Origin of the sequence: Streptomyces sp. NPDC096046 (assembly GCF_040303285.1) — a bacterium.
GTDB lineage: Bacteria > Actinomycetota > Actinomycetes > Streptomycetales > Streptomycetaceae > Streptomyces.
On sequence record NZ_JBEOSZ010000003.1, the window covers coordinates 85,567 to 105,443 of the forward strand.

Sequence of the window (19,877 nt, forward strand, 5' to 3'; positions counted from 1 at the left end):
GTCAACACTCTACGGACGCGTCCCGCCGGACGGGAGTGGTTGATGCCGACCCGACGGCATCGGCCAGGTCAGCGGCCGAAGCTCGCCAGTTTCGCTCTGAGCTGCAGCACCGATTTGGTGTGGATCTGGCTGACCCGGCTCTCGGTCACGCCCAGGACGTTCCCGATCTCGGCCAGGGTGAGGCCCTCGTAGTAGTAGAGCGTGACCACGGTCTTCTCCCGGTCGGGCAGGGTGTTGATGGCGCGTGCCAGGAACCTGCGCAGCTCCCGGTCCTCGGCGACCTCCACGGGGTTGTCGGCGGCGGTGTCCTCCAGCGTGTCCATCACGCTGAGCCCGTCGCCGCCCTCACCGCCGCCGTGCAGCAGCTCTTCCAGGGCCACCACGTTGGCCAGCGACAACTGACTGAACACGGCGTGGAGTTCCTCGACGGCGATGCCCATCTCGCAGGCCACCTCACCCTCGGTCGGCGTCCGCCGCAACCGCGCCTCCAGCGTGGCGTACGCCCGCTCCACATTGCGCGCCTTCTGCCGCACCGAGCGGGGGATCCAGTCCAGCGCCCGCAGTTCGTCGATCATCGCGCCGCGGATGCGGGTGATCGCGTACGTCTCGAACTTGATCTCCCGCTCGATGTCGAACTTCTCGATCGCGTCGATCAGCCCGAACACCCCGGACGAGACGAAGTCCGCCTGCTCGACGTTGGACGGCAGGCCCACACTGACCCGTCCCGCGACGTACTTCACGAGGGGCGAGTAGTGCAGGATCAGTTGCTCCCGCAGCCGCTCGTCCCCCGTCGCCTTGTACGACCGCCACAGCTCGTCGAGCGTCGAGGGAGCGGGCGGCCGCACGCTGCCACCGTCACGGGCGGCTGGGGGGATCGCCGCCCGGTCGGACCCGGAGGTGTGCTGGGGCATTCGTCGCCTTGTGCCGTTCTGCTGCGGAGTGGTGCTGCTGGGGTGAGCTGTCTGTCTGATGTCGAGTTGCCTGTCCGTGTCGGGATCCTCGTGAGCGTAGCGTGACTGCGGTGTCGCGGTGCGCGAAGGGCGGAGGCGGAGGCGTGCGCAGATACGTTCCGGGCAACGTCCTCCCGAGACGGCACGGTCGCTCGGTGTGATCACCGGAGAACCCAACTCGGCGCATTTCCAAGGGTTCTCGGGGTTCGCCCGGACGGCCGAACGCAGATGGTCAGTACAGTCCGTGACGGTCGCGGACCGACATCACCGCCTGGCGTGTCAACTTCCAGCCGTCGCCGTGTCGTTCGACGTAACCGAGTGCTCGGAGTTCGTACAGTCTCGCGATCGCGTCGTCCTGTGCGGTCTGGGCGGAGCGGGCGATCTCGTCCGGCCGGGCCGTCCCGTGCCCCGGCAGTGCGGCGAGTACCTGCCGGGTGGCCGGTTCCAGCAGGTCGCGGGGCAGGACCGGGCCGCGCCGGTCGGGCGCCAGCTCTCCGATGTCGCCGACCAGTTCGACGACCTCCGCGACGTCGGTGACCAGAACGGCTTCCCCGCGCAGCAGATCGTGCACTCCGGCGGAGAGTCCGCTGGTGGCCGGGCCGGGGACGCCCATCGTGTGCCGGCCGAGGCGCTGCGCCGCCCGCGCGGTGACCAGGGAGCCGCTGCGGTGGGCGGCCTCGACGACCACGGTGCCGCGGGTGAGCGCCGCGATCACTCTGTTCCGCAGGATGAACCGGTTCGGCGTCGGGTGGTCGCCGGGCGGCAACTCGCCGACGACCAATCCCTGTTCGGCGATTCTGCTGATCAACTGGGTGTGGCCGCGGGGGTAGGGCCGGTCGACGCCGCAGGCGAGGACGGCGACGGTGGCGCCACCGGCCCCGAGCGCTCCGCGGTGGGCGGCGCCGTCGACTCCGTAGGCGCCGCCGGACACCACCACCCAGCCCTGCTCGGCAAGGCCGGCGGCGAGGGTCGCGGCCATGTGGGCCCCGTACCCGGTGCAGGCCCGGGCACCGACCACGGCGACGGACTTCAGCGCCCACATGCGCAGACTGGGCCGGCCGCGCACCCAGAGCCCCATGGGCCGGGCATCCCCGAGATCGTCGAGCTGCCCCGGCCACTCCGCTCCTCCGGGAGAGACGAACCGCACCCCGGCGGACCGGGCCGCCTCCAGGTCTCGGTGCGGCCGGGCGGCCTCGGCCCTGGCCACCAGCCCGGCCCACCGCTTGGCGCTCACCCCCGGCGGCGCGGCCCCGCCCTCCCTCAGCCGCCGCACCACTCCCCGGACCCCGAACTCCCGCAGCCACCGCCCGCCGACCTCGTCACCGGGCTCGATGACCCGCGTGAGCAGGACACGGTCGAGCAGTTCGCCGTCCGGTTCCTCGGCGGCGTTCACGTCAGCGCCCCGATGGCCATGGGGACGCCTCGCGGTACCCCGGTGCGCAGCTGGAGCGCGAGGGCGACGTCCGTCGCGTCGGGCCGGTCATGGCCGACGAGGTCGGCGATGGTCCAGGCCACGCGCAGGACGCGGTCGAGTCCGCGGGCCGTCAGGACGCCACGCTCCAGGCTCCGCTCGGCCTCGTCCATCGCGCCGGGCACCGCGTACCAGCGGCTGCGCAGCTCACGGCCCGGGACCTCGCTGTTCGTGTGCCAAGGGGTGTCGGCGAGGCGCTCGGCGGCCCGTTGCCGGGCCGCCCGCACCCGGTCGGCGACCGTCGCGGTCGACTCGCCCCTGGCGCCGGAGGCGGTCAGTTCGGTGCGGGTGACGCGGTCCACCTCGACGCGCAGATCGACCCGGTCGAGCAGCGGGCCGGACAGCCTGGCCTGGTAGCGGCGGATCGCCGAGGGCGGACACTCGCACAGGTCGTCCCGCTGCGAGAACCGGCCGCACGGGCAGGGGTTGGCGGCGAGGACCATCAGGAACTTCGCCGGGAAGCGCACGACTCCCGCACTGCGCGCGATCACGACATGGCCCGCCTCCAGCGGTTGTCGCAGGGCGTCCAGTGCATGGCTGCTGAATTCCGGCGTCTCGTCCAGGAACAGTACGCCGCGGTGAGACAACGACACCGCCCCGGGCCGGGCGATGCCCGGCCCGCCGCCGACGAGTGCCTGCAACGTGGCCGAGTGGTGGGGGGCGCAGTAGGGGGCGACGTCGATCAGCGGCTTGCCGGAAGGCAGCAGGCCGGCCACCGAGTGGACCGCGGTGACCTCCAGCGACTCCTGCCGACCGAGTGGGGGCAGGATGGCCGGCAGCCGCTCCGCCAGCATCGTCTTGCCGGCGCCGGGCGGCCCTTCGAGGAAGAGGTGGTGTCCGCCCGCCGCGGCCACCTCCACCGCCGCGCGTGCCGATGCCTGCCCGACGACGTCCGCCAGGTCGTGACCGTGGTCGTGCTGGGCCGCACCCAGGCTGTGCATGCCCGTGGCCGCGCCCGTGCCCGGTAGCCGCAGGCCGGAGAGGAGCGGGTCCGGGCGGCCCAGCTCGTCCTGTTCCTCGTCGGGCAGGGGTTCGTCGGCCAGGACGGCGATCAGCTGCCGCAGACTGCGCACGCCCAGCACCGACACCCCGGGCACGAGGCAGGCCTCCGCGGCGGCACACTCCGGCACCACCACCTGCTCGTACCCCGCGTCGGCCGCCGCCAGCACCGCCGGCAGCACTCCCCGCACCGGCCGCACCCGCCCGTCCAGCCCGAGCTCGCCGATCATCACGATGTCGGCGAGGACCCGCGGGTCGATTCGCTCCGCCGCACCGAGGACCGCCGCCGCGACGGCCAGGTCGAAGCCGCTGCCGGACTTCGGCACCGAGGCCGGACTCAGGCCGACCGTGAGCTTCTTCTGGGGCCAGGCCGCGCCCGAGTTGACGACCGCGGCGCGCACCCGGTCCCGGCTCTCCGTGAGGCTCTTGTCGGGCAGCCCCACCAGCGTGAACGCCGCCACGCCGGGTTCGAGGTCTGCCTGGACCTCGACGACCACGCCCTCCACGCCCACCAGGGCGACCGAACACGTACGGGCGAATGCCATTCAGGCCACCCCCCGCACGTGTTCGACCACGGCGGCGCCGCGGGCGGGGAGCAGCACTCCGACCACGTCGATGCGGACCCCGCCGGGCGGGGCGCCCCCGTGTGTCTGGATCCACCGCTCCGCCAGGTCCCGCAGCCGCTCCGCCTTCTGCGGAGTCACGGCCGCCATCGGATGCTCGAAAGGGCTCGCCCTGCGGGTCTTCACCTCGCAGACGACCAGGACGTCCCCGTCCCTGGCCACGATGTCGATCTCGCCGGCCCGGCCGGAGCGCCAGTTGCGCTCCAGGACCGTCAGACCGGCCTCGGCCAGCCGCCGTGCGGCCAGGCTCTCCCCGTACCTGCCCATGGCGCTGCGGGCCAGATGTGCGTTCATGTCGGCACCACCTCCGGCGCCAACGATCACGCACCCGCCGCCACGAAGTGGATCTTGGTGGACAGCTCAGCGGCTGTGGACAACCTCACCACCCACCCGGGTGACCGGATGCCGCTACGACGGGTGGCTCACCCGCTCGGCAGCTCCAGATCGCTCTTGTTCAACTCCTCGATGTTCACATCCTTGAACGTGAGGACCCGGACCTGCTTTACGAACCGCGCCGGCCGGTACATATCCCACACCCAGGCGTCCGCCATGGAGACCTCGAAAAACACCTCACCCTGGACCGAGTGCACCTGCATCTCATAGTCGTTGGTGAGGTAGAAGCGCCGCTCGGTCTCGATCACGTATTTGAACAGACCGACGACATCGCGGTACTCCCGGTAGAGCTTCAGCTCCATCTCGGTCTCGTACTTCTCGAGGTCCTCGGCGCTCATGGCATGTTCCCCTTCAGCCGTGCGATCCCCCCATTGTGCGCCAGTCCCGTGAGCCCTAGACGATTTCCGGGTCAAGGATCACAGGCCTGGCCGGGGGACCTTCGTCGAGCAGCGTGCGCAGCAGCCCGGCGAGTCTGGTCGGATACACCGTCTCATGTGCCCGGCTCAGTTCCGGACACGTCCACCAGCGCGCTCCGGCGACACTGCGCCGTTCCAGCTCGGTCAGCCCGGCGGCGGCGACCGTCGTGCGGTCCGTGCGAGCCAGGTAGTACCACTCGTCCTGGTCCCAGCGGCGGCCCGCGAACGGGAAGGAGCACCTCCGCCGCCACAGCACCGGCCCGAGCTCCACCTCGATGATGCCCGTCTCCTCGGCGAGTTCCCGCAGGGCGGCCTGTTCACGGGTCTCGTCGCCCTCCACTCCCCCGCCGGGCGTGAACCACCAGTCGTCGGCCGGATCGTCGGGCTCGTGTCCGTGCAGCAGGAGGATGCGGTCCCGCGGGTCGAGCAGCACGACCCGGGCGACCCTGCGCAGTCCGCCCCGGTAGGTGTCCTGGCCCGGCTGCACGGCCTCAGCGGACACCCGCGGGATCCGAGCTCGCCCGTCGGGCCCGGGCAGCCGCGGAGCGCTTGGCGATGGGCCCGTAGGCGCCTCCACCCAGGACGAGCACCGCTCCCGCGATCACGAGGAGAGTGATCGTCCGCAGTGGGCCGGGCGAGGAGAGGGCACCGAGCGGCTCGAAGCCGGTGGGGCGCTCCAGCACGCCCTCCATCGGCCACACGACGGCGTCGACGCGGGCGTCCACGGCGGAGCGCGCCACCGTGCCGCTGGCGGCGTCGGTCAGGTGGGCGGTGGAGTCCACGGAGCTGCCGCGTTCGTCGCCGAGCAGGAAGAGACGGCCCTTGGGAACGGTCACGGTCGGGAAGTTGCTCATCTCGGCCGGGGTGCCGTCGGGCAGGTACGTCTCGTCGATCTCCTTGCCGTTGACCTTCAGCTTGCCGTCCTGGCAGCAGGAGACCGTGTCACCGCCGACGGCGACCACGCGCTTGACCATCGGCGCGTTGGCCCAGGTCGCGTCCTTGAAGACGACCACGTCACCGCGGTGGACCTCGGCTCCGTCGACGCGCTGCGCCAGGATCCGGTCACCCGCGTCGATCGTCGGGGCCATGGAACTGGTGGGGACCGTGTACGGCCGGTAGACCACCGCTCCCCAGGCGAAACCGCCGAGGAACAGTACAAGGCCCAGCGCGACGGCCAGCCCGGACAACCGCTGTCCGGTCCGGCTGCCCACCGGGCCCGTGCTCGGGCCACCGCTGTGCGGGGCCGTGTGCGTCCTGCTCTCGCCACCCATGGGTCCGCACCCTACCCGGGGGTACCTGCCGCGGTCAGCTCATGTCCGGGATCACAGCTTCCGGCGACGCCAGAGCACGACCGGCACCACACCGAGCAGCGCGATTCCCTGCGGCGCGACCGGAAGGCCGCCGGCGCCCGGCCGGGCGTTGAGACCGGCCTGGTCGAAGGTGTCCGGGACCGGCAGGGTGTCCCAGCGGTTGATCGGCCAGGCGATGACGACGGCGCGTCCGACGACGTCCTTCACCGGGACCATGCCGTGGTTCTTGTCGGCCTGGTTGTAGCGGGAGTCCCGCGAGTTCTGCCGGTGGTCGCCCATGACCCAGATGAAGCCCTCGGGGACCTTCACCTTGAACTGGCCGCCCTGGTCGTCCTGGCTGCACGGCGTGTTGCCGGCGTAGACGTACGACCGCTCGTCCAGCGCCTTGCCGTTGACCGTGAGCGGGCCGGTGCCCTCGCACTGGATCGTGTCGCCGCCGACGCCGATGACCCGCTTGATGAGGTCCTTCTCCTCGACGGACGGCATGAGACCGATCCAGCTGAGGAAGGTCTGCAGGGCGTTCGGGTCCGTGGTCGGCTCGCCCGCCAGCCACTTGTCCGGGTCGTGGAAGACGACGACCTCGCCGCGCTCGGGCTCGGACCCGAACCAGGGGGTGAGCTTGTCGACCAGGACCCGGTCACCCTGCTGGAGGGTGTTCTGCATCGAGTCGGAGGGGATGGAGAAGGCCTGCACCAGGAAGGTCTTGATCAGCAGCGCCAGGACCAGCGCGATACCGATCAGGATGGGCAGCTCCTTCCAGAAGGAGCGCGGCTTCTTCGGTGTCCGGGCCGTGCCGCCCGGCCCCTGGTCCCCGGCTGTCGTGTGCTCGTCCGTCACCCTGTCGTCCTCGGCTGCCCCGGAGTCATTCCCGGAGGTCACGGCGCTGTCCGCGGCCGGGACGGCGGATTGCGCGGGGCGTCCGCGATGCTCCTCGCCGTCGTGTCCGGACCGTGCGCCAACCGCCACATCCCCCACGCCAACTCCTCACTCTGTGCCGCTGCCTGCCCCCTAGACGGCGCAGGCCCACCACTCCCATAACGAGCGGGAGTTCCGCAGGGGTCGGGAGCTGGATCGTTCCGTTCGCATCGTAGGGGGCAACCCTATGCGACGGTTCGGGGGCAGCGGTCGACCCGGTGGCCGAGTCGGACACGGAGGCGTACGTCTTCGGTTCCTCCAGCATGTTCCAGTGGCCGAAGGGCCAGGCGATCACCATGGCGCGGCCCACGACCTCGTCCTCGGAGACCGTGCCCCCGTAGTCGGTGTCCTGGTGGGCGCGGGAGTCCGCGGAGTTGTTCCGGTGGTCGCCCATGACCCACAACCGCCCCTGGGGGACGGTGACGTCGAACGGCGTGTCGGACGGGGCGGCGCCGGGATACAGGTAGTCCTCGATCAGCGGGACGCCGTTGACGGTCACGCGCCCCTGCGGGTCACAGCACTGGACCCGGTCGCCGCCGACGCCGACGACCCGCTTGATGAGGTCCTTCTCGTTCTCGGAGGGCAGCAGGCCGATGAAGGTGAGCCCTTCCTTGACCTGCTTGACGACGATGGGGTCGGTCTTCTGCGTGGTCGGCTGCTCGTCCTTGAGCCAGCCCCCCGGGTCCTTGAACACGACGACGTCCCCGCGCTGCGGCTTCGAGCCGAACCACGGGGTGAGCTTGTCGACCAGGACGCGGTCGCCGATCTGGATCGTCTGCTCCATGGAGCCGGACGGGATGACGAAGGCCTGGACGAGGAATGTCTTCAGCACGAGCGCTATCAGGAGGGCGACGCCCACGAGGAGCGGTATTTCCTTGACGGCACCGCGCCGGCGCCGCCGCTTGACCTTGCGCTGGAGCTTGCGGCGTTCGGCACGCGTACGACCGCTGCCGGACGGGGCGGTGCGTCGAGCGCCGGTGGGCAACAGGTTCTCCGCGGGGCTCGCGGGGACGCCGCGCGGTTTGCCTCGGTTACCCATGGGCGCCCGCCCTCGCGGCCGCGGGCACGCGCGTGTAGGCGTCGGGGCGGTGCAGCCGGCCGGTGTGGCCGAAGGGCCAGACGATCCAGTCGGCGCGTCCGATCACCTCGCCGACGGGGATCATGCCGCCGCCGGGGGAGCCGAGGTGGTCGCGGGAGTCGCTGGAGTCGCCGCGGTGGTCGCCGAGGACGAACAGGGTGCCGTCGGGCACGACGACGTCGAAGGGCACCGCGGACGGGCTGTCGCCGGGATACAGGAAGCCCGACTCGTCGACCGGCCGGCCGTTCACCTGGATCCTCCCCTCGCTGTCGCAGCAGACCACGTGGTCTCCCCCCACGCCGACAACGCGTTTGATGTAGTCCGCGTGCCCGAAGTACCCGGTCCCGTCGAACACGACGATGTCTCCCCGCTGCGGCGCGGCATCGAAACGGTACGCCAACCTATTTACGAGAACCCGGTCCCCGATCCTCAAACCCTGCTCCATGGATCCGCTGGGGATCTGGAACGGGCGCACCACGAACGTGCTGAGCAGCAGCGAGAACAGCAGGCAGAGCAGCAGGGTGAGAGTGATCCGGCCGCCCGGGACCCAGGAGCCGACCCGCGCCACCAACGCGAAACGCGACCGGTCCTCCGGCCCTGCGGCTTGCGAGGTCGTCACCTCGGAACCGGAAGGGCGGGAGGAGCGGTCGCGCTCCGTCGGCTGTGCTTCGGTGTCCATCGGAGCCAGATGCTATCCGGCCCCGACGCGAACCCCGGAGAGCGCTCAGCTCTCGCGCTTCTCCTTGATCTTCGCGGCCTTGCCGCGCAGCTCGCGCAGGTAGTACAGCTTGGCGCGGCGGACGTCACCCTTGGTGACGAGCTCGATCTTCTCCACGATCGGGGTGTGCACCGGGAAGGTGCGCTCGACGCCGACGGAGAAGGAGACCTTGCGGACCGTGAAGGTCTCGCGCACGCCGGAGCCCTGGCGGCGGATCACGACGCCCTTGAACTGCTGCACACGGGAGCGGTTGCCCTCGATGACGCGGACGTGCACGTTGACCGTGTCACCCGGACGGAAGGCGGGGACGTCGCTGCGCAGCGACGCGGAGTCGACGGTGTCGAGCAGGTGAGACATTTCGTCTGCTTTCCTCGCTGATGCCACAGGTCATCAACGGAAACTAGGTCTTTCGGAAGGTGGGTCGCGCGGGTCGGGGCGGACGTCGTCTCCCCCTGTGGCAGGGGCGCACGCCGGACGGACGCACAACAGCTGGCTATTCTTCCACGCTCTCGGTCCTGCGCCAAAATCGGCCGTACGGCTCCCCCGCCGGGTCCGGCGCCCACCCCAGGATGGAGAGCATCTCGCGGTCCTTCTTGTCGAAGGCCTTGGGGTCGCAGCGCTCGATGAGGTCGGGCCGGTGGGCGGTGGTGCGCTTGAGCGCCTCGTCGCGGCGCCAGCGGGCGATCTTGCCATGGTGGCCGCTGAGCAGCACGTCGGGGATGTCCCGGCCGCGCCACTCGGGGGGCTTGGTGTAGACGGGCCCCTCCAGGAGGTTCGCCATGGCGCCGGGCGCGAAGGAGTCGTCCCGGTGGGACTCGGCGTTGCCCAGGACGCCGGGCAGCAGCCGCGCCACGGCCTCGGTCACGACGAGGACGGCTGCCTCGCCGCCGGCCAGGACGTAGTCGCCGATGGACACCTCGTAGACCGGCATCCGGGTCGCGTACTCGTCGACGACGCGGCGGTCGATGCCCTCGTAGCGGGCCGGCGTGAAGATCAGCCACGGGCGCTCGGAGAGCTGGACGGCGAGTTCCTGGGTGAAGGGGCGGCCGCTGGGTGTGGGCACGATGAGGGCGGGCGCCCGGGAGCCCGTCTCGTAGCCGTCGGCCAGGACGGAGTCCAGCGCGTCCCCCCACGGCTCCGTCTTCATGACCATGCCGGGACCGCCGCCGTACGGGGTGTCGTCGACGGTGTTGTGCCGGTCATAGGTCCAGGAGCGCAGGTCGTGGACGTGCACGCCGAGCTGTCCCCGCGCACGCGCCTTGCCGACGAGGGAGACGTTCAGCGGTTCCAGGTACTCGGGGAAGATCGTGACGACGTCGAGGCGCATTTACGGCTCTTCCCGGCTGGAGGCGATCTCGGCGCGGTCGTCGATCAGGCCGGGCGGCGGGGTGATGACGGCCCTCTGCTCCTCAAGGTCGATCTCGGTGACGATCTCCTCGACGAAGGGGATCAGTACCTCACTGCCGTCGGGGCGCTCCACGATGAACAGGTCCTGCGAGGGCAGGTGGGAGATCTCCGTGATCCGGCCGACCTCGGTGCCGTCCGCGGTGACCACGTCGAGGTCGATGAGCTGGTGGTCGTAGTACTCGTCCTCGTCCTCGGGACGTTCCTCCGGATCGACCTCGGCGATCAGGAGGGTGTTGCGCAGGGCCTCCGCGCCGCTGCGGTCGCTGACGCCTTCGAAGCGCAGCAGGAGGCGGCCGCTGTGGACGCGGCCCGTCTCGATGGTGAGCGGTCCCGTGGTGGCGGGATCCGTGGCGAGCACGGCACCGGGGGCGAGCCTCAGCTCCGGCTCGTCGGTCCGTACCTCGACGGTGACCTCACCCTTGATGCCATGGGCACGGCCGATCCGTGCGACTACCAGCTGCACGTGTCCAAGTCTCCTGTCATACAGCGACGGGCCGGGGACGGCCCTCAGGCCCTCCCCGGCCCGAGCCGGTTGCGATAAGCGTCAGCGGACGTGGTCCACGTCGACGAGGTCGACGCGGACTCCGCGACCGCCGATGGCGCCCACGACGGTGCGCAGGGCGCGTGCGGTGCGGCCGTTTCGGCCGATCACCTTGCCGAGGTCGTCCGGATGGACCCGGACCTCGAGCACGCGACCGCGGCGCAGGTTGCGCGAGGCGACCTGCACATCGTCAGGGTTGTCGACGATGCCCTTCACGAGGTGCTCGAGAGCCTCCTCGAGCATGCTCAGGCCTCGGTCGAAGCGGACTCAGCGGCGGCCTCGTCCTTCTTCTCAGCCTTCTTCTTCTGGGTGATCGCCTCACCCTTGCCCTCGTCCTCGCCACCGATGGCCTCGAAGGACGGGCGCGCGGCCTTCTCCGGCTGCGTCAGCAGCGGAGCCGGGGCGGGCTCGCCCTTGAACTTCTGCCAGTCGCCGGTCTTCTTGAGGATGGCCATCACGGGCTCGGTCGGCTGAGCGCCGACACCGAGCCAGTACGCCACGCGCTCGGCGTCGACCTCGATCACCGACGGGTTGTACGTCGGGTGGTACTTGCCGATCTCCTCGATGGCCCTGCCGTCACGGCGGGTACGGGAGTCGGCGACGACGATGCGGTAGTGAGGCGAACGGATCTTGCCCAGACGCTTCAGCTTGATCTTGACTGCCACGGGAGTGGGTTCTCCTGGTTTTGACGTGGTTGGGCACGGCGGAAATGCCGCGTGGGGTTGCGGTACCCGAGTGCCCGATGGACGCGTCAGCCGGAGGCGAGAGGGTTCCTGTGCGGCTGTCGAGTACAGCTAGCCATTGTGCCACACCCTGGGGGCCCCTCCGGGCCGGGGGCATCACCCGCTGCGCGGGCATGCCGAAAGCGCACCCGGCGTGGAGGTGAAGCCCGTCGGGTGCGCGTCACGGCCCGAGCCCTGCGCCACTGACCGGCACCCACGAGATGCCGGCGGAGGGCGTCAGCTCGCTACCGCTCCCACGACGTCCGGGATCCGGAACGGCTTGCCGCAGCCGCCGCAGACGATGGGGGCCTGGGCGAGGACGGACGGTACGACCCGGACGTTGCGGCCGCAGTCGCAGACCGCCTTGACCCGGACGCCGCCGCCGGAGGAGCCGTGGCGGGCGGCCGGGCCCCGGAAGGTGCGGGAGGTGTCGGAGGAGGTCGCGGCGGTGTGGGCCTTCAGGGCGCGCTGGAGGCGTTCCATGGTCGGGCGGTAGCGGCGCTTCGCCTCGGGGGTGAGCGTGACCAGGGAGAAGCCGCTGCTGGGATGCGGTTCCTCGGGGTGGTCCAGGCCCAGCTCCTCGGCGATCGCGAGGAATCTGCGGTTGTGGTAGCGGCCGGCACGGGAGGTGTCGCGGACGCCGCGCGCGGCGGCGATGCCATGGACTGCCTCATGGAGCAGTCGCTCGAAGGAGAGCTCGTGACCGCACGCGGACGACGACTCCCCGATCAGGGACTCTGGCGCGGCAAGGTCGGGCAGCTCGGGGTGGTACCGCTGAATGTCGGCCCACGCCTGTGCCAGCTCTGCGGCGAGTACAGGTGGTGTCTGTGTCGTGCTCACGTAATGACAACGAGCCGGGGTGCCCCAGTGTTCCGATTCCGGGGCATCCCAAATAATTTGCACGTACCCGTCAGTTGCCCCTGATGCGTCCCGACGAGGGCGGGTGCGCTGATCTGTGGATAAGCCTCACAGCTCACCACAAAGGTGGTGCGTAGTTCCGTGTACGCGCCGGCGCGTAGAGCGCGTCCGCGCGCCGGTGCGCCGGGGTTCCGCCGATGCGCAAGAGGCGTTTCGGTCACCTCGCGCCTTGTTCGGTCGGCGCGGGCACCACTCGGTGAGCGCGTGCGACGACCGCGACGTTACCTGTTGCGTCGCCGGTGCCCGGCATCGACCCGCCACTGGTGGCCGGACACCGCAGGGTCACCGCGCGATCGGCGGGCCCACGTTGCCGGAATGTGAAATCTCGCCATAGGCACATGACAACTCACGAACCGGGCCGCACCCCACTGGACGACAGGTCGAGGGGGGAGTTTCCTGGCATACGGGGGTAGTGCGAGCGCACTGTCACGGGGGCCATGGAATCGGGCAAGAGGCAACTCTCGGCGGATTGGGGCGCTTACTTATGACACCTACGCTCGTGCGGCAGCACCTGCCTCACGCGGGGACCGCACCCCGCGTCGATGTGCGTGCACGCGCGCGTGACTGGTCCGAGATCCAGGAGCGGATGCTCGTACCGCTCTACGAGGCCGTCTACGAGCGACTGGAAGTGGGTCCCGCCACGCGGCTGCTCGGCCTCGGCTGTGGTTCCGGGCTCTCCCTGCTGATGGCCGCCGCCCGGGGAGCGGCGGTCACCGGTGTCGACGCATCTCCCGAAAGAATGGCCCTGGCGCGGGAGCGGCTGCTCCCCGGGGCGCCGGGCGCACGTCCGCGTCCGCGTACCCGGCTGGTCGACGGCTCGCCCCGGGACACCGCGGAGCCGGGCGCTCCCGGGTACACCCTGGTGACCGCCTTCGAGCCGATCGGGTGCCTCGCGGGCGACTCGGAGGGTCTGGGCGGACTGCTCGCGGAGGCCACGCCGCTCGCCCAGCGGGGTGCGGCCGTGGTGCTGGCCGGCTGGGGCCCGCCGGAGCGCTGCGCGACGGCGTCCGTGATGCGGGTGGCCACGAAGCTGGCGGAGCCGTTGCGCACCTCGGGCAGCTGGCGTCCCGCCTGCCGGGACGACCTGGAGGATGTCGCCCAGCGGGCCGGGCTCAAGCCGGACGGGTCGGGGCGGGTGGCGTGCCCCTTCGGCTACGCCGATGTGGACAGCGCGGTACGCGGCCTGAAGTCGACGGGGCTGTTCGACGCGGCGATGACGGCGACGGACCAGGTGCAGGTGGACAAGGAACTGGTCGAGGCCCTGCATCCGCACCAGCGCCAGGACGGGACGGTGTGGATGCCGAACGTGTTCCGGTATCTGATCGCCCGGACACCCTGACGCCCGGACGCCTGACGGACAGGCTTCCGATGCGGGTGTGAAGGGCGCGGGGAAAGCACCGGAGGCCCGGCGCGGAAGGGCGAGGCGGACACCGAGACGGAGGCGGCGAAGGTGAGGGGCGCCCTCCTTGAGGAAGGAGGGCGCCCCTCACCACGGTTCCGGGCGGGTCGTCAGCCCATGAACTTCTTGAACTCGTCGGGGAGTTCGAAGTCCTTGCCGCCCTGCTGCGGCAACCCGAACGCGCTGCCGCCCTCGGCCGCGGCGGCCCGGCGGGCGGCCTCCTCCTGCTCCTGCTGCTTGCGCTTCATCGGGTTGCCGGAGCGCTGCTTGCCCTTGGCCTGCTTCTGCTTCTTCTTCGTCCGGCCGGGGCCGCCACCCATGCCGGGCATCCCCGGCATCCCGGGCATGCCGCCGCCCTGGGCCATGCGGGACATCATCTTGCGGGCCTCGAAGAACCGCTCGACCAGGTTCTTGACCGCGCTGACCTCGACGCCGGAGCCCTTGGCGATACGGGCGCGACGCGAGCCGTTGATGATCGTCGGCTCCTGGCGCTCGGCCGGGGTCATCGACTTGATGATGGCGGCCGTGCGGTCGACGTCCCGCTCGTCCAGGTTGTTGATCTGGTCCTTCATCTGGCCCATGCCCGGCAGCATGCCGAGCAGCTTGGAGAGGGAGCCCATCTTGCGGACCTGCTCCATCTGGGCCAGGAAGTCGTCCAGGGTGAAGTCCTGGCCCTTCTTGGACGCCAGCTTGGAGGCCATCTTCTCGGCCTCTTCCTGGCTGAACGTCTTCTCCGCCTGCTCGATCAGGGTGAGCAGGTCACCCATGTCGAGGATGCGGGAGGCCATCCGGTCAGGGTGGAACGCGTCGAAGTCGTCGAGCTTCTCGCCGTTCGAGGCGAACATGATCGGCTTGCCGGTGATCTGCCGGATCGACAGGGCGGCACCACCGCGCGCGTCACCGTCGAGCTTGGAGAGCACCACGCCGTCGAAGCCGACACCGTCGCGGAAGGCCTCGGCGGTGTTGACGGCGTCCTGGCCGATCATCGCGTCGACGACGAACAGGATCTCGTCCGGGGAGACGGCGTCGCGGATGTCCGCGGCCTGCCGCATCATCTCCTGGTCGATGCCGAGGCGGCCGGCGGTGTCCACGATCACGATGTCGTGGACCTTCGACTTGGCGTGCTCGATGGAGTCCTTGGCGACCTTGACCGGGTCACCGACGCCGTTGCCCGGCTCGGGGGCGTAGACCGCGACACCGGCGCGCTCGGCGACGACGCTGAGCTGGTTGACGGCGTTGGGGCGCTGGAGGTCACAGGCGACCAGCAGCGGCGAGTGTCCCTGCTCCTTCAGCCAGTGGCCGAGCTTGCCCGCGAGGGTGGTCTTACCGGCACCCTGCAGACCCGCCAGCATGATCACGGTGGGCGGCTGCTTGGCGAAGCGCAGGCGCCGGGTCTCGCCGCCGAGGATGGTGACGAGTTCGTCGTTGACGATCTTGAGGACCTGCTGGGCGGGGTTCAGCGCCTTGCTGACCTCGGCACCGAGGGCGCGCTCCTTGACGTTCTTGATGAACGTACGGACGACAGGAAGCGCCACGTCCGCCTCGAGGAGCGCGATCCGGATCTCGCGCGCCGTGGCGTCGATGTCCGCCTCGGAGAGCCGTCCCTTGCCGCGCAGGTTCTTGAAGGTCGCTGAGAGGCGATCGGAAAGAGTATCGAACACGGCGCTCGCGGTCCTCGGGGTCGGTGGCTACAGGGAATCGCCCTCCAGGGTATCCCGGCGTGACAAGTCGCCGGGTCGGCCTCACCCCCGCAGTGTCTCCTCCAGCTTCCGCGCCACGGACGCCGCCTCCTCCCCGGGCAGGGGCGCGCCTTCCGGGCCGGTCACGTAGAAGGCGTCGACGGCGTTGGCGCCGAGGGTGGAGACGTGCGCGCTGCGTACCCGCACGCTCGCGTCCTCCAGGGCGCGGCCGATGCGGAACAGCAGGCCCGGGGCGTCCTGGGAGCGGACCTCGATGACCGTGGCCAGCCGGGAGGCGGCCGGGTGGACCGACACCCGGGCCGCCGGCGCGATCACGCCCCGGCGGCGCGGATAGGCCGCGTCCCGTTCCGCGAGGCGGCCGGCGATGTCCAGGGAACCGTCCAGGGCCCGGACGAGGTCCGCGCGCAGCCGGGCGGCCTGCGGCAGGGAGCCGTACTCGGCGGCGACCCGCCAGTCCAGCAGGAGGACGGAACCCTCGACACCGTCCGGGAGGTGCAGGGAGCGCAGTTCCGCGGTCCGTACGGTCAGCCGGTGCATGGCGAGGACACCGGCCACCGCGGGCAGCACCCCGGGCTGGTCGGGGACGGCGATGAGCAGCTCCACGCCGAGCGGCTCGGGGTCGCCGGACGGTTCCTGCCCGGCGGGTGGCTCGGTCTGCGCCCGCAGGGCGAGCACCGGGCTGCCCGTCGCGGCCGCCTCCAGGGCGAGACGCTCCTGCTCGGCGGTCGGCGCGGCCTCCTCGGGGTCGTCCGGGGCGTCTCCGGCGAACACCGCCGAGACCCTTTTGACCAGGTCGGCGACGAGTGAGCCGCGCCAGGACGACCAGGCGGCCGGGCCGGTCGCGAGGGCGTCGGCCTCGGTGAGCGCGTGCAGCAGCTCCAGGGTGCCCTGGGAGCCGACGGCCTCGGCGACCGCGCGCACGGTGGCCGGGTCCTCCAGGTCGCGCCGGGTGGCGGTGTCGATGAGCGTGAGGTGGTGCCGTACGAGGGTGGCGATGACGGTCACGTCGTGGCGGTCGAAGCCGATGCGGGCGGCGACGTCCTTGGCGATGATCTCGCCGGCGACCGAGTGGTCGCCGGGCCAGCCCTTGCCGATGTCGTGCAGCAGCGCGGCGACCAGCAGCAGGTCGGGGCGGCTGACCCGGCGGGTGAACTCGGAGGCGCGCACCGCCGTCTCGATCAGGTGCCGGTCGACGGTCCACAGGTGCACGGCGTTGCGCTGCGGGCGGCAGCGGACCCGCTCCCAGTCGGGCAGCAGCCGAGTGATCAGCCCTTCCGCCTCCAGCGCCTCCCACACCTCGACAGTGGGGCGGCCGGAGCCGAGCAGGGTGACGAGCTGTTCGCGGGCCTCGGCGGGCCAGGGCGCGGGCAGCGGGCGCACGGTGGCCGCCAGGCGCCGTACGGCGTGCAGCGAGAGCGGGAGTCCGGCCTGTGCGGCGGCGGCCGCGGCGCGCAGGGGCAGCACCGGGTCGCGCTCGGGGCGCGCGGCCCGGGCGAGCACCACCTCGCCGTCCTGCTCGACGACGCCCTCGGCCAGCGGGGACCGCTCGGCGGTCGGCTTCCCGCCGCCCAGCATGGCGCGCAGCCGGGGCCGCACGGCGCGCGACCGCAGGACGCGCCCCACCTCGCGCCAGGTGACATCACTGGCGTACGACACGAGCCGCGCCGCCTCGTACACCTGCCGCAGCAGGGTGTCGGCGTCGAGCAGGCCGAGTTCGGCGGCCACCTGGTCCTGCTCCTGGAGGGCGAGCCGGTCGGTCGCGCGCCCGGTGGCCAGGTGCAGGGCGTCCCGGACGTCGAGCAGCCGGCGCCGGGCGTCGGCGAGGCCCTCGCGCGGGGCGTCGGCGAGCCAGGAGGCGGCGACGGCCCGAAGCGCGGTGGCGTCCCGCAGCCCGCCGCGGGCCTCCTTCAGGTCGGGCTCCAGCAGGTACTGCAACTCGCCCTGGCGTTCGGCACGCTCGGCGCACAGTTCCTGGAGTTCGGGGAGGCGTTTGGGCGCCTGGTTGCGCCAGTCGGCCAGGACGGCGGTGCGCAGTCCCGCGGTGAGCCCGAGGTCGCCGGCGATGTGCCGGGCGTCGAGCAGGCCCAGCTGCACCTTGAGGTCCTCACCCGCGGTCTTGCGGGCCTCGGCGGGTGTGCGGACGGAGTGGTCGAGGTCCAGGCCCAGGTCCCAGACGGGGTACCAGAGCCGGTCGGCCAGGGCGGCGACCGCCTTGGCGTCGCTGCCGTCGTGCAGCAGGAGCAGGTCGAGGTCGCTGCGCGGGGACAGCTCTCCGCGCCCGTAGCCGCCGACGGCGACCAGGGAGGCCCCCCGCAGCCCCTCCGCGCCCGCGCTGAACAGGCCGGTCAGCCAGTCGTCCGTCAGTTCGGCCAGGGCCGCACGGCGCGGCGGCCCGGACCGCGTCTCCTCGGTGAGGAGACGCAGCCGGGCCGCCGCGTAGCCGCTGGGTCCCGAGTCCTCTGCTTCCTTCTGCACGTCCGTACCCGTCACCCAGTGGCTCCTGTTCTGTTCGCCTGCCCAAGGGCCTTCAGAGCGCGTCGGGACCGCGCTCACCGGTCCTGACCCGTACGGCCGTCTCGACCGGGATGGACCAGACCTTGCCGTCACCGATCTTGCCGGTGCGGGCCGCCTTGACCACCACGTCGAGCAGCTGCTCGGCGTCGTCGTCCTCGACCAGGACCTCGATGCGGATCTTGGGGACCAGGTCAACGGTGTACTCGGCACCGCGGTAGACCTCGGTGTGGCCCCGCTGACGACCGTAGCCGCTGGCCTCGGTGACCGTCAGGCCGTGTACTCCGAAGGCCTGCAGGGCCTCCTTGATCTCGTCGAGCCGGTGCGGCTTCACGACGGCGGTGATGAGCTTCATGCGTCCACCTTCTTGCTCTCGGCGCCGCCCACGGCGGCCGCGACGGCGGCGGTCTTGGCGGCACCGCCACCGGCGCCGCTGAAGTCGTATGCGGTCTCGGCGTGCTCGGCCTGGTCGATGCCGGCGACCTCGTCGTCCTCGGGAACCCGCATGCCCATGGTCTTGTCGAGGACGAAGGCCAGGATCGCGGAGACGATCAGGGAATAGGCGAGCACCGCGAAGACACCGGCGCACTGCTTCCAGAACTGGGCCAGGCCGCCGCCGTAGAAAAGGCCCTCGACGGTGGACTGGCCCTTGCCGCTGGCGAAGAGGCCGATCAGCAGGGAGCCGACGACACCGCCGACCAGGTGGACGCCGACGACGTCCAGGGAGTCGTCGTAGCCGAACTTGTACTTCAGGCCGACGGCCATGGCGCACAGCACACCGGCGATGGCGCCGACGGCGATCGCGCCGAGCGGGGTGACCGCGCCACCGGCCGGGGTGATGGCGACCAGGCCCGCGACCGCGCCGGAGGCGGCGCCCAGCGTGGTGAACGCGCCGTGGCGGATCTTCTCGTAGATGAGCCAGGCCAGCATGGCGGCGGCGGTGGCGACCTGCGTGTTGACGAACATCAGCGCGCCGACGCCGTCGTCGTTGCCGAGCCAGGAGCCGGCGTTGAAGCCGAACCAGCCGAACCACAGCAGACCGGCGCCGAGCATGACCAGCGGCAGGCTGTGCGGGCGCATCGGGTCCCGCTTGAAGCCGATGCGCTTGCCGATGACGAGGATCACGCCTAGCGCCGCGGCACCGGCGTTGATGTGCACCGCCGTACCACCGGCGAAGTCGATGACGCCCAGTTCGAAGGCCCAGCCGCCGGAGCCCCACACCCAGTGCGCGACCGGGAAGTAGACGACGGTGGCCCACAGGGCGATGAACAGCGCCCAGGCGCTGAACTTGACGCGGTCCGCGAGGGCACCGCTGATCAGGGCGGGCGTGATGATCGCGAACATCAGCTGGAAGACCAGGAACACGAACACCGGGATCGTGTAGCCGGGCCACAGCTCCGTCAGGCCGATGTCGCCCAGGCCGACCCAGTCGGAGTTCCAGCCGATGAGGCTGCCGGAGTCGGTGCCGAACGCCATGGAAAAGCCGTACAGCACCCACAGGATGGTGACGATCCCGAGGCTGATGAAGCTCATCATCAGCATGTTCAGGGTGCTCTTGACGCGGACCATGCCTCCGTAGAAGAAGGCCAGACCCGGCGTCATGAGCATCACCAGGGCGGAACAGATGAGCATGAACCCTGTGTTCGCGGCAGAGAGCTTGGGCGCTTCTGCGGCAAGGGTGATGGCTGGTGCCATCGGCGTCTCCTCGTCATTGGTACGGCCCCGTGCGGGCGAAGCCTCGAGCGGTATGAGGGGTGGGCCGGTTATGCGCCACGAGATTGGCGCAGCGCGGTTTCGGTGGAAGCG

The 19,877-nt window shown here is 71.1% G+C and carries 21 protein-coding genes; 1 reads left to right on the forward strand and 20 read right to left on the reverse strand.

The window, feature by feature from the left end; genetic code table 11:
* Positions 1 to 68 precede the first annotated feature (68 nt).
* The 16 genes from whiG to ABTX62_RS04255 form a co-directional block, all read right to left on the reverse strand.
* Positions 69 to 911 carry an RNA polymerase sigma factor WhiG gene (whiG, locus tag ABTX62_RS04180; protein WP_352114735.1) on the reverse strand — a complete coding sequence of 281 codons (843 nt, stop codon included), beginning with the start codon at positions 909 to 911 and terminating at the stop codon, positions 69 to 71.
* 271 nt (positions 912 to 1,182) lie between these two features.
* Positions 1,183 to 2,343, reverse strand: a complete 1,161-nt coding sequence (gene dprA, locus ABTX62_RS04185; RefSeq protein ID WP_352114736.1) for a DNA-processing protein DprA — start codon at positions 2,341 to 2,343, stop codon at positions 1,183 to 1,185.
* On the reverse strand, positions 2,340 to 3,965 hold the full coding sequence (locus ABTX62_RS04190) for a YifB family Mg chelatase-like AAA ATPase (protein WP_352114737.1): 1,626 nt from the start codon (positions 3,963 to 3,965) through the stop codon (positions 2,340 to 2,342). The genes dprA and ABTX62_RS04190 overlap by 4 nt, the downstream gene beginning before the upstream one ends.
* A complete protein-coding gene (locus ABTX62_RS04195) occupies positions 3,966 to 4,367 on the reverse strand; it encodes a YraN family protein (protein ID WP_352114738.1) in 402 nt (133 codons plus the stop codon). It lies immediately after the preceding gene.
* 98 nt (positions 4,368 to 4,465) lie between these two features.
* The gene (locus ABTX62_RS04200; protein ID WP_003993268.1) at positions 4,466 to 4,774 is read right to left on the reverse strand and encodes a DUF2469 domain-containing protein; all 309 of its coding nucleotides are present in this window, start codon (positions 4,772 to 4,774) and stop codon (positions 4,466 to 4,468) included.
* A 55-nt stretch (positions 4,775 to 4,829) separates the two neighbouring features.
* The gene (locus ABTX62_RS04205) at positions 4,830 to 5,354 is read right to left on the reverse strand and encodes an NUDIX hydrolase (RefSeq protein ID WP_352114739.1); all 525 of its coding nucleotides are present in this window, start codon (positions 5,352 to 5,354) and stop codon (positions 4,830 to 4,832) included.
* On the reverse strand, positions 5,344 to 6,123 hold the full coding sequence (gene lepB / locus ABTX62_RS04210; RefSeq protein WP_352114740.1) for a signal peptidase I: 780 nt from the start codon (positions 6,121 to 6,123) through the stop codon (positions 5,344 to 5,346). The genes ABTX62_RS04205 and lepB (ABTX62_RS04210) overlap by 11 nt, the downstream gene beginning before the upstream one ends.
* 51 nt (positions 6,124 to 6,174) lie before the next feature.
* Positions 6,175 to 7,137 carry a signal peptidase I gene (gene lepB / locus ABTX62_RS04215; protein ID WP_352114741.1) on the reverse strand — a complete coding sequence of 321 codons (963 nt, stop codon included), beginning with the start codon at positions 7,135 to 7,137 and terminating at the stop codon, positions 6,175 to 6,177.
* The gene (gene lepB, locus ABTX62_RS04220; RefSeq protein WP_352114742.1) at positions 7,025 to 8,116 is read right to left on the reverse strand and encodes a signal peptidase I; all 1,092 of its coding nucleotides are present in this window, start codon (positions 8,114 to 8,116) and stop codon (positions 7,025 to 7,027) included. The genes lepB (ABTX62_RS04215) and lepB (ABTX62_RS04220) overlap by 113 nt, the downstream gene beginning before the upstream one ends.
* Positions 8,109 to 8,834: a signal peptidase I gene (lepB, locus tag ABTX62_RS04225; protein WP_352114743.1), complete on the reverse strand. Its 726-nt coding sequence runs from the start codon at positions 8,832 to 8,834 to the stop codon at positions 8,109 to 8,111. The genes lepB (ABTX62_RS04220) and lepB (ABTX62_RS04225) overlap by 8 nt, the downstream gene beginning before the upstream one ends.
* Before the next feature lie 45 nt (positions 8,835 to 8,879).
* Entirely contained in the window at positions 8,880 to 9,230 is a 351-nt protein-coding gene (rplS, locus tag ABTX62_RS04230) for a 50S ribosomal protein L19 (protein WP_003993262.1), read from the reverse strand.
* 136 nt (positions 9,231 to 9,366) lie between these two features.
* Positions 9,367 to 10,200: a tRNA (guanosine(37)-N1)-methyltransferase TrmD gene (gene trmD / locus ABTX62_RS04235; protein WP_352114744.1), complete on the reverse strand. Its 834-nt coding sequence runs from the start codon at positions 10,198 to 10,200 to the stop codon at positions 9,367 to 9,369.
* Positions 10,201 to 10,743, reverse strand: coding sequence for a ribosome maturation factor RimM (gene rimM, locus ABTX62_RS04240; RefSeq protein ID WP_283970238.1), 543 nt, complete (start codon positions 10,741 to 10,743; stop codon positions 10,201 to 10,203).
* 81 nt (positions 10,744 to 10,824) lie between these two features.
* Positions 10,825 to 11,064, reverse strand: a complete 240-nt coding sequence (locus ABTX62_RS04245) for an RNA-binding protein (protein ID WP_003973401.1) — start codon at positions 11,062 to 11,064, stop codon at positions 10,825 to 10,827.
* A 2-nt stretch (positions 11,065 to 11,066) separates the two neighbouring features.
* Positions 11,067 to 11,486 (reverse strand): 30S ribosomal protein S16, encoded by a 420-nt coding sequence (rpsP, locus tag ABTX62_RS04250; RefSeq protein ID WP_033313156.1) that lies wholly within the window; start codon positions 11,484 to 11,486, stop codon positions 11,067 to 11,069.
* A 294-nt stretch (positions 11,487 to 11,780) separates the two neighbouring features.
* Positions 11,781 to 12,383 carry a hypothetical protein gene (locus ABTX62_RS04255; protein WP_283970237.1) on the reverse strand — a complete coding sequence of 201 codons (603 nt, stop codon included), beginning with the start codon at positions 12,381 to 12,383 and terminating at the stop codon, positions 11,781 to 11,783.
* 562 nt (positions 12,384 to 12,945) lie between these two features.
* Between ABTX62_RS04255 and ABTX62_RS04260 the strand changes: the two genes are divergently transcribed.
* Positions 12,946 to 13,800, forward strand: coding sequence for a class I SAM-dependent methyltransferase (locus tag ABTX62_RS04260; protein WP_352114745.1), 855 nt, complete (start codon positions 12,946 to 12,948; stop codon positions 13,798 to 13,800).
* Between the two features lie 170 nt (positions 13,801 to 13,970).
* On the opposite strand, the gene ffh is transcribed toward ABTX62_RS04260, so the two are convergent.
* The 4 genes from ffh to ABTX62_RS04280 all read right to left on the reverse strand — a co-directional run bounded on the left by ffh (position 13,971) and on the right by ABTX62_RS04280 (position 19,766).
* Positions 13,971 to 15,521: a signal recognition particle protein gene (gene ffh, locus ABTX62_RS04265; RefSeq protein WP_352114746.1), complete on the reverse strand. Its 1,551-nt coding sequence runs from the start codon at positions 15,519 to 15,521 to the stop codon at positions 13,971 to 13,973.
* A gap of 81 nt (positions 15,522 to 15,602) precedes the next feature.
* Positions 15,603 to 18,050: a [protein-PII] uridylyltransferase gene (locus tag ABTX62_RS04270; protein WP_352114747.1), complete on the reverse strand. Its 2,448-nt coding sequence runs from the start codon at positions 18,048 to 18,050 to the stop codon at positions 15,603 to 15,605.
* 37 nt (positions 18,051 to 18,087) lie between these two features.
* Positions 18,088 to 18,426, reverse strand: coding sequence for a P-II family nitrogen regulator (locus tag ABTX62_RS04275; RefSeq protein WP_352114748.1), 339 nt, complete (start codon positions 18,424 to 18,426; stop codon positions 18,088 to 18,090).
* Positions 18,423 to 19,766 (reverse strand): ammonium transporter, encoded by a 1,344-nt coding sequence (locus ABTX62_RS04280; protein WP_352114749.1) that lies wholly within the window; start codon positions 19,764 to 19,766, stop codon positions 18,423 to 18,425. The genes ABTX62_RS04275 and ABTX62_RS04280 overlap by 4 nt, the downstream gene beginning before the upstream one ends.
* Positions 19,767 to 19,877: the final 111 nt, after the last annotated feature.

What these genes read in the sequence shown, in the direction of transcription:
- trmD (WP_352114744.1), bottom strand. Translation starts at nt 10,200, where the DNA reads ATGCGCCTCGACGTCGTCACGATCTTCCCCGAGTACCTGGAACCGCTG.
- ABTX62_RS04190 (WP_352114737.1), bottom strand. Translation starts at nt 3,965, where the DNA reads ATGGCATTCGCCCGTACGTGTTCGGTCGCCCTGGTGGGCGTGGAGGGC.
- lepB (WP_352114742.1), bottom strand. Translation starts at nt 8,116, where the DNA reads ATGGGTAACCGAGGCAAACCGCGCGGCGTCCCCGCGAGCCCCGCGGAG.
- ABTX62_RS04245 (WP_003973401.1), bottom strand. Translation starts at nt 11,064, where the DNA reads ATGCTCGAGGAGGCTCTCGAGCACCTCGTGAAGGGCATCGTCGACAAC.
- rplS (WP_003993262.1), bottom strand. Translation starts at nt 9,230, where the DNA reads ATGTCTCACCTGCTCGACACCGTCGACTCCGCGTCGCTGCGCAGCGAC.
- lepB (WP_352114740.1), bottom strand. Translation starts at nt 6,123, where the DNA reads ATGGGTGGCGAGAGCAGGACGCACACGGCCCCGCACAGCGGTGGCCCG.
- ABTX62_RS04275 (WP_352114748.1), bottom strand. Translation starts at nt 18,426, where the DNA reads ATGAAGCTCATCACCGCCGTCGTGAAGCCGCACCGGCTCGACGAGATC.
- ABTX62_RS04200 (WP_003993268.1), bottom strand. Translation starts at nt 4,774, where the DNA reads ATGAGCGCCGAGGACCTCGAGAAGTACGAGACCGAGATGGAGCTGAAG.
- lepB (WP_352114743.1), bottom strand. Translation starts at nt 8,834, where the DNA reads ATGGACACCGAAGCACAGCCGACGGAGCGCGACCGCTCCTCCCGCCCT.
- ABTX62_RS04260 (WP_352114745.1), top strand. Translation starts at nt 12,946, where the DNA reads ATGACACCTACGCTCGTGCGGCAGCACCTGCCTCACGCGGGGACCGCA.
- whiG (WP_352114735.1), bottom strand. Translation starts at nt 911, where the DNA reads ATGCCCCAGCACACCTCCGGGTCCGACCGGGCGGCGATCCCCCCAGCC.
- ABTX62_RS04280 (WP_352114749.1), bottom strand. Translation starts at nt 19,766, where the DNA reads ATGGCACCAGCCATCACCCTTGCCGCAGAAGCGCCCAAGCTCTCTGCC.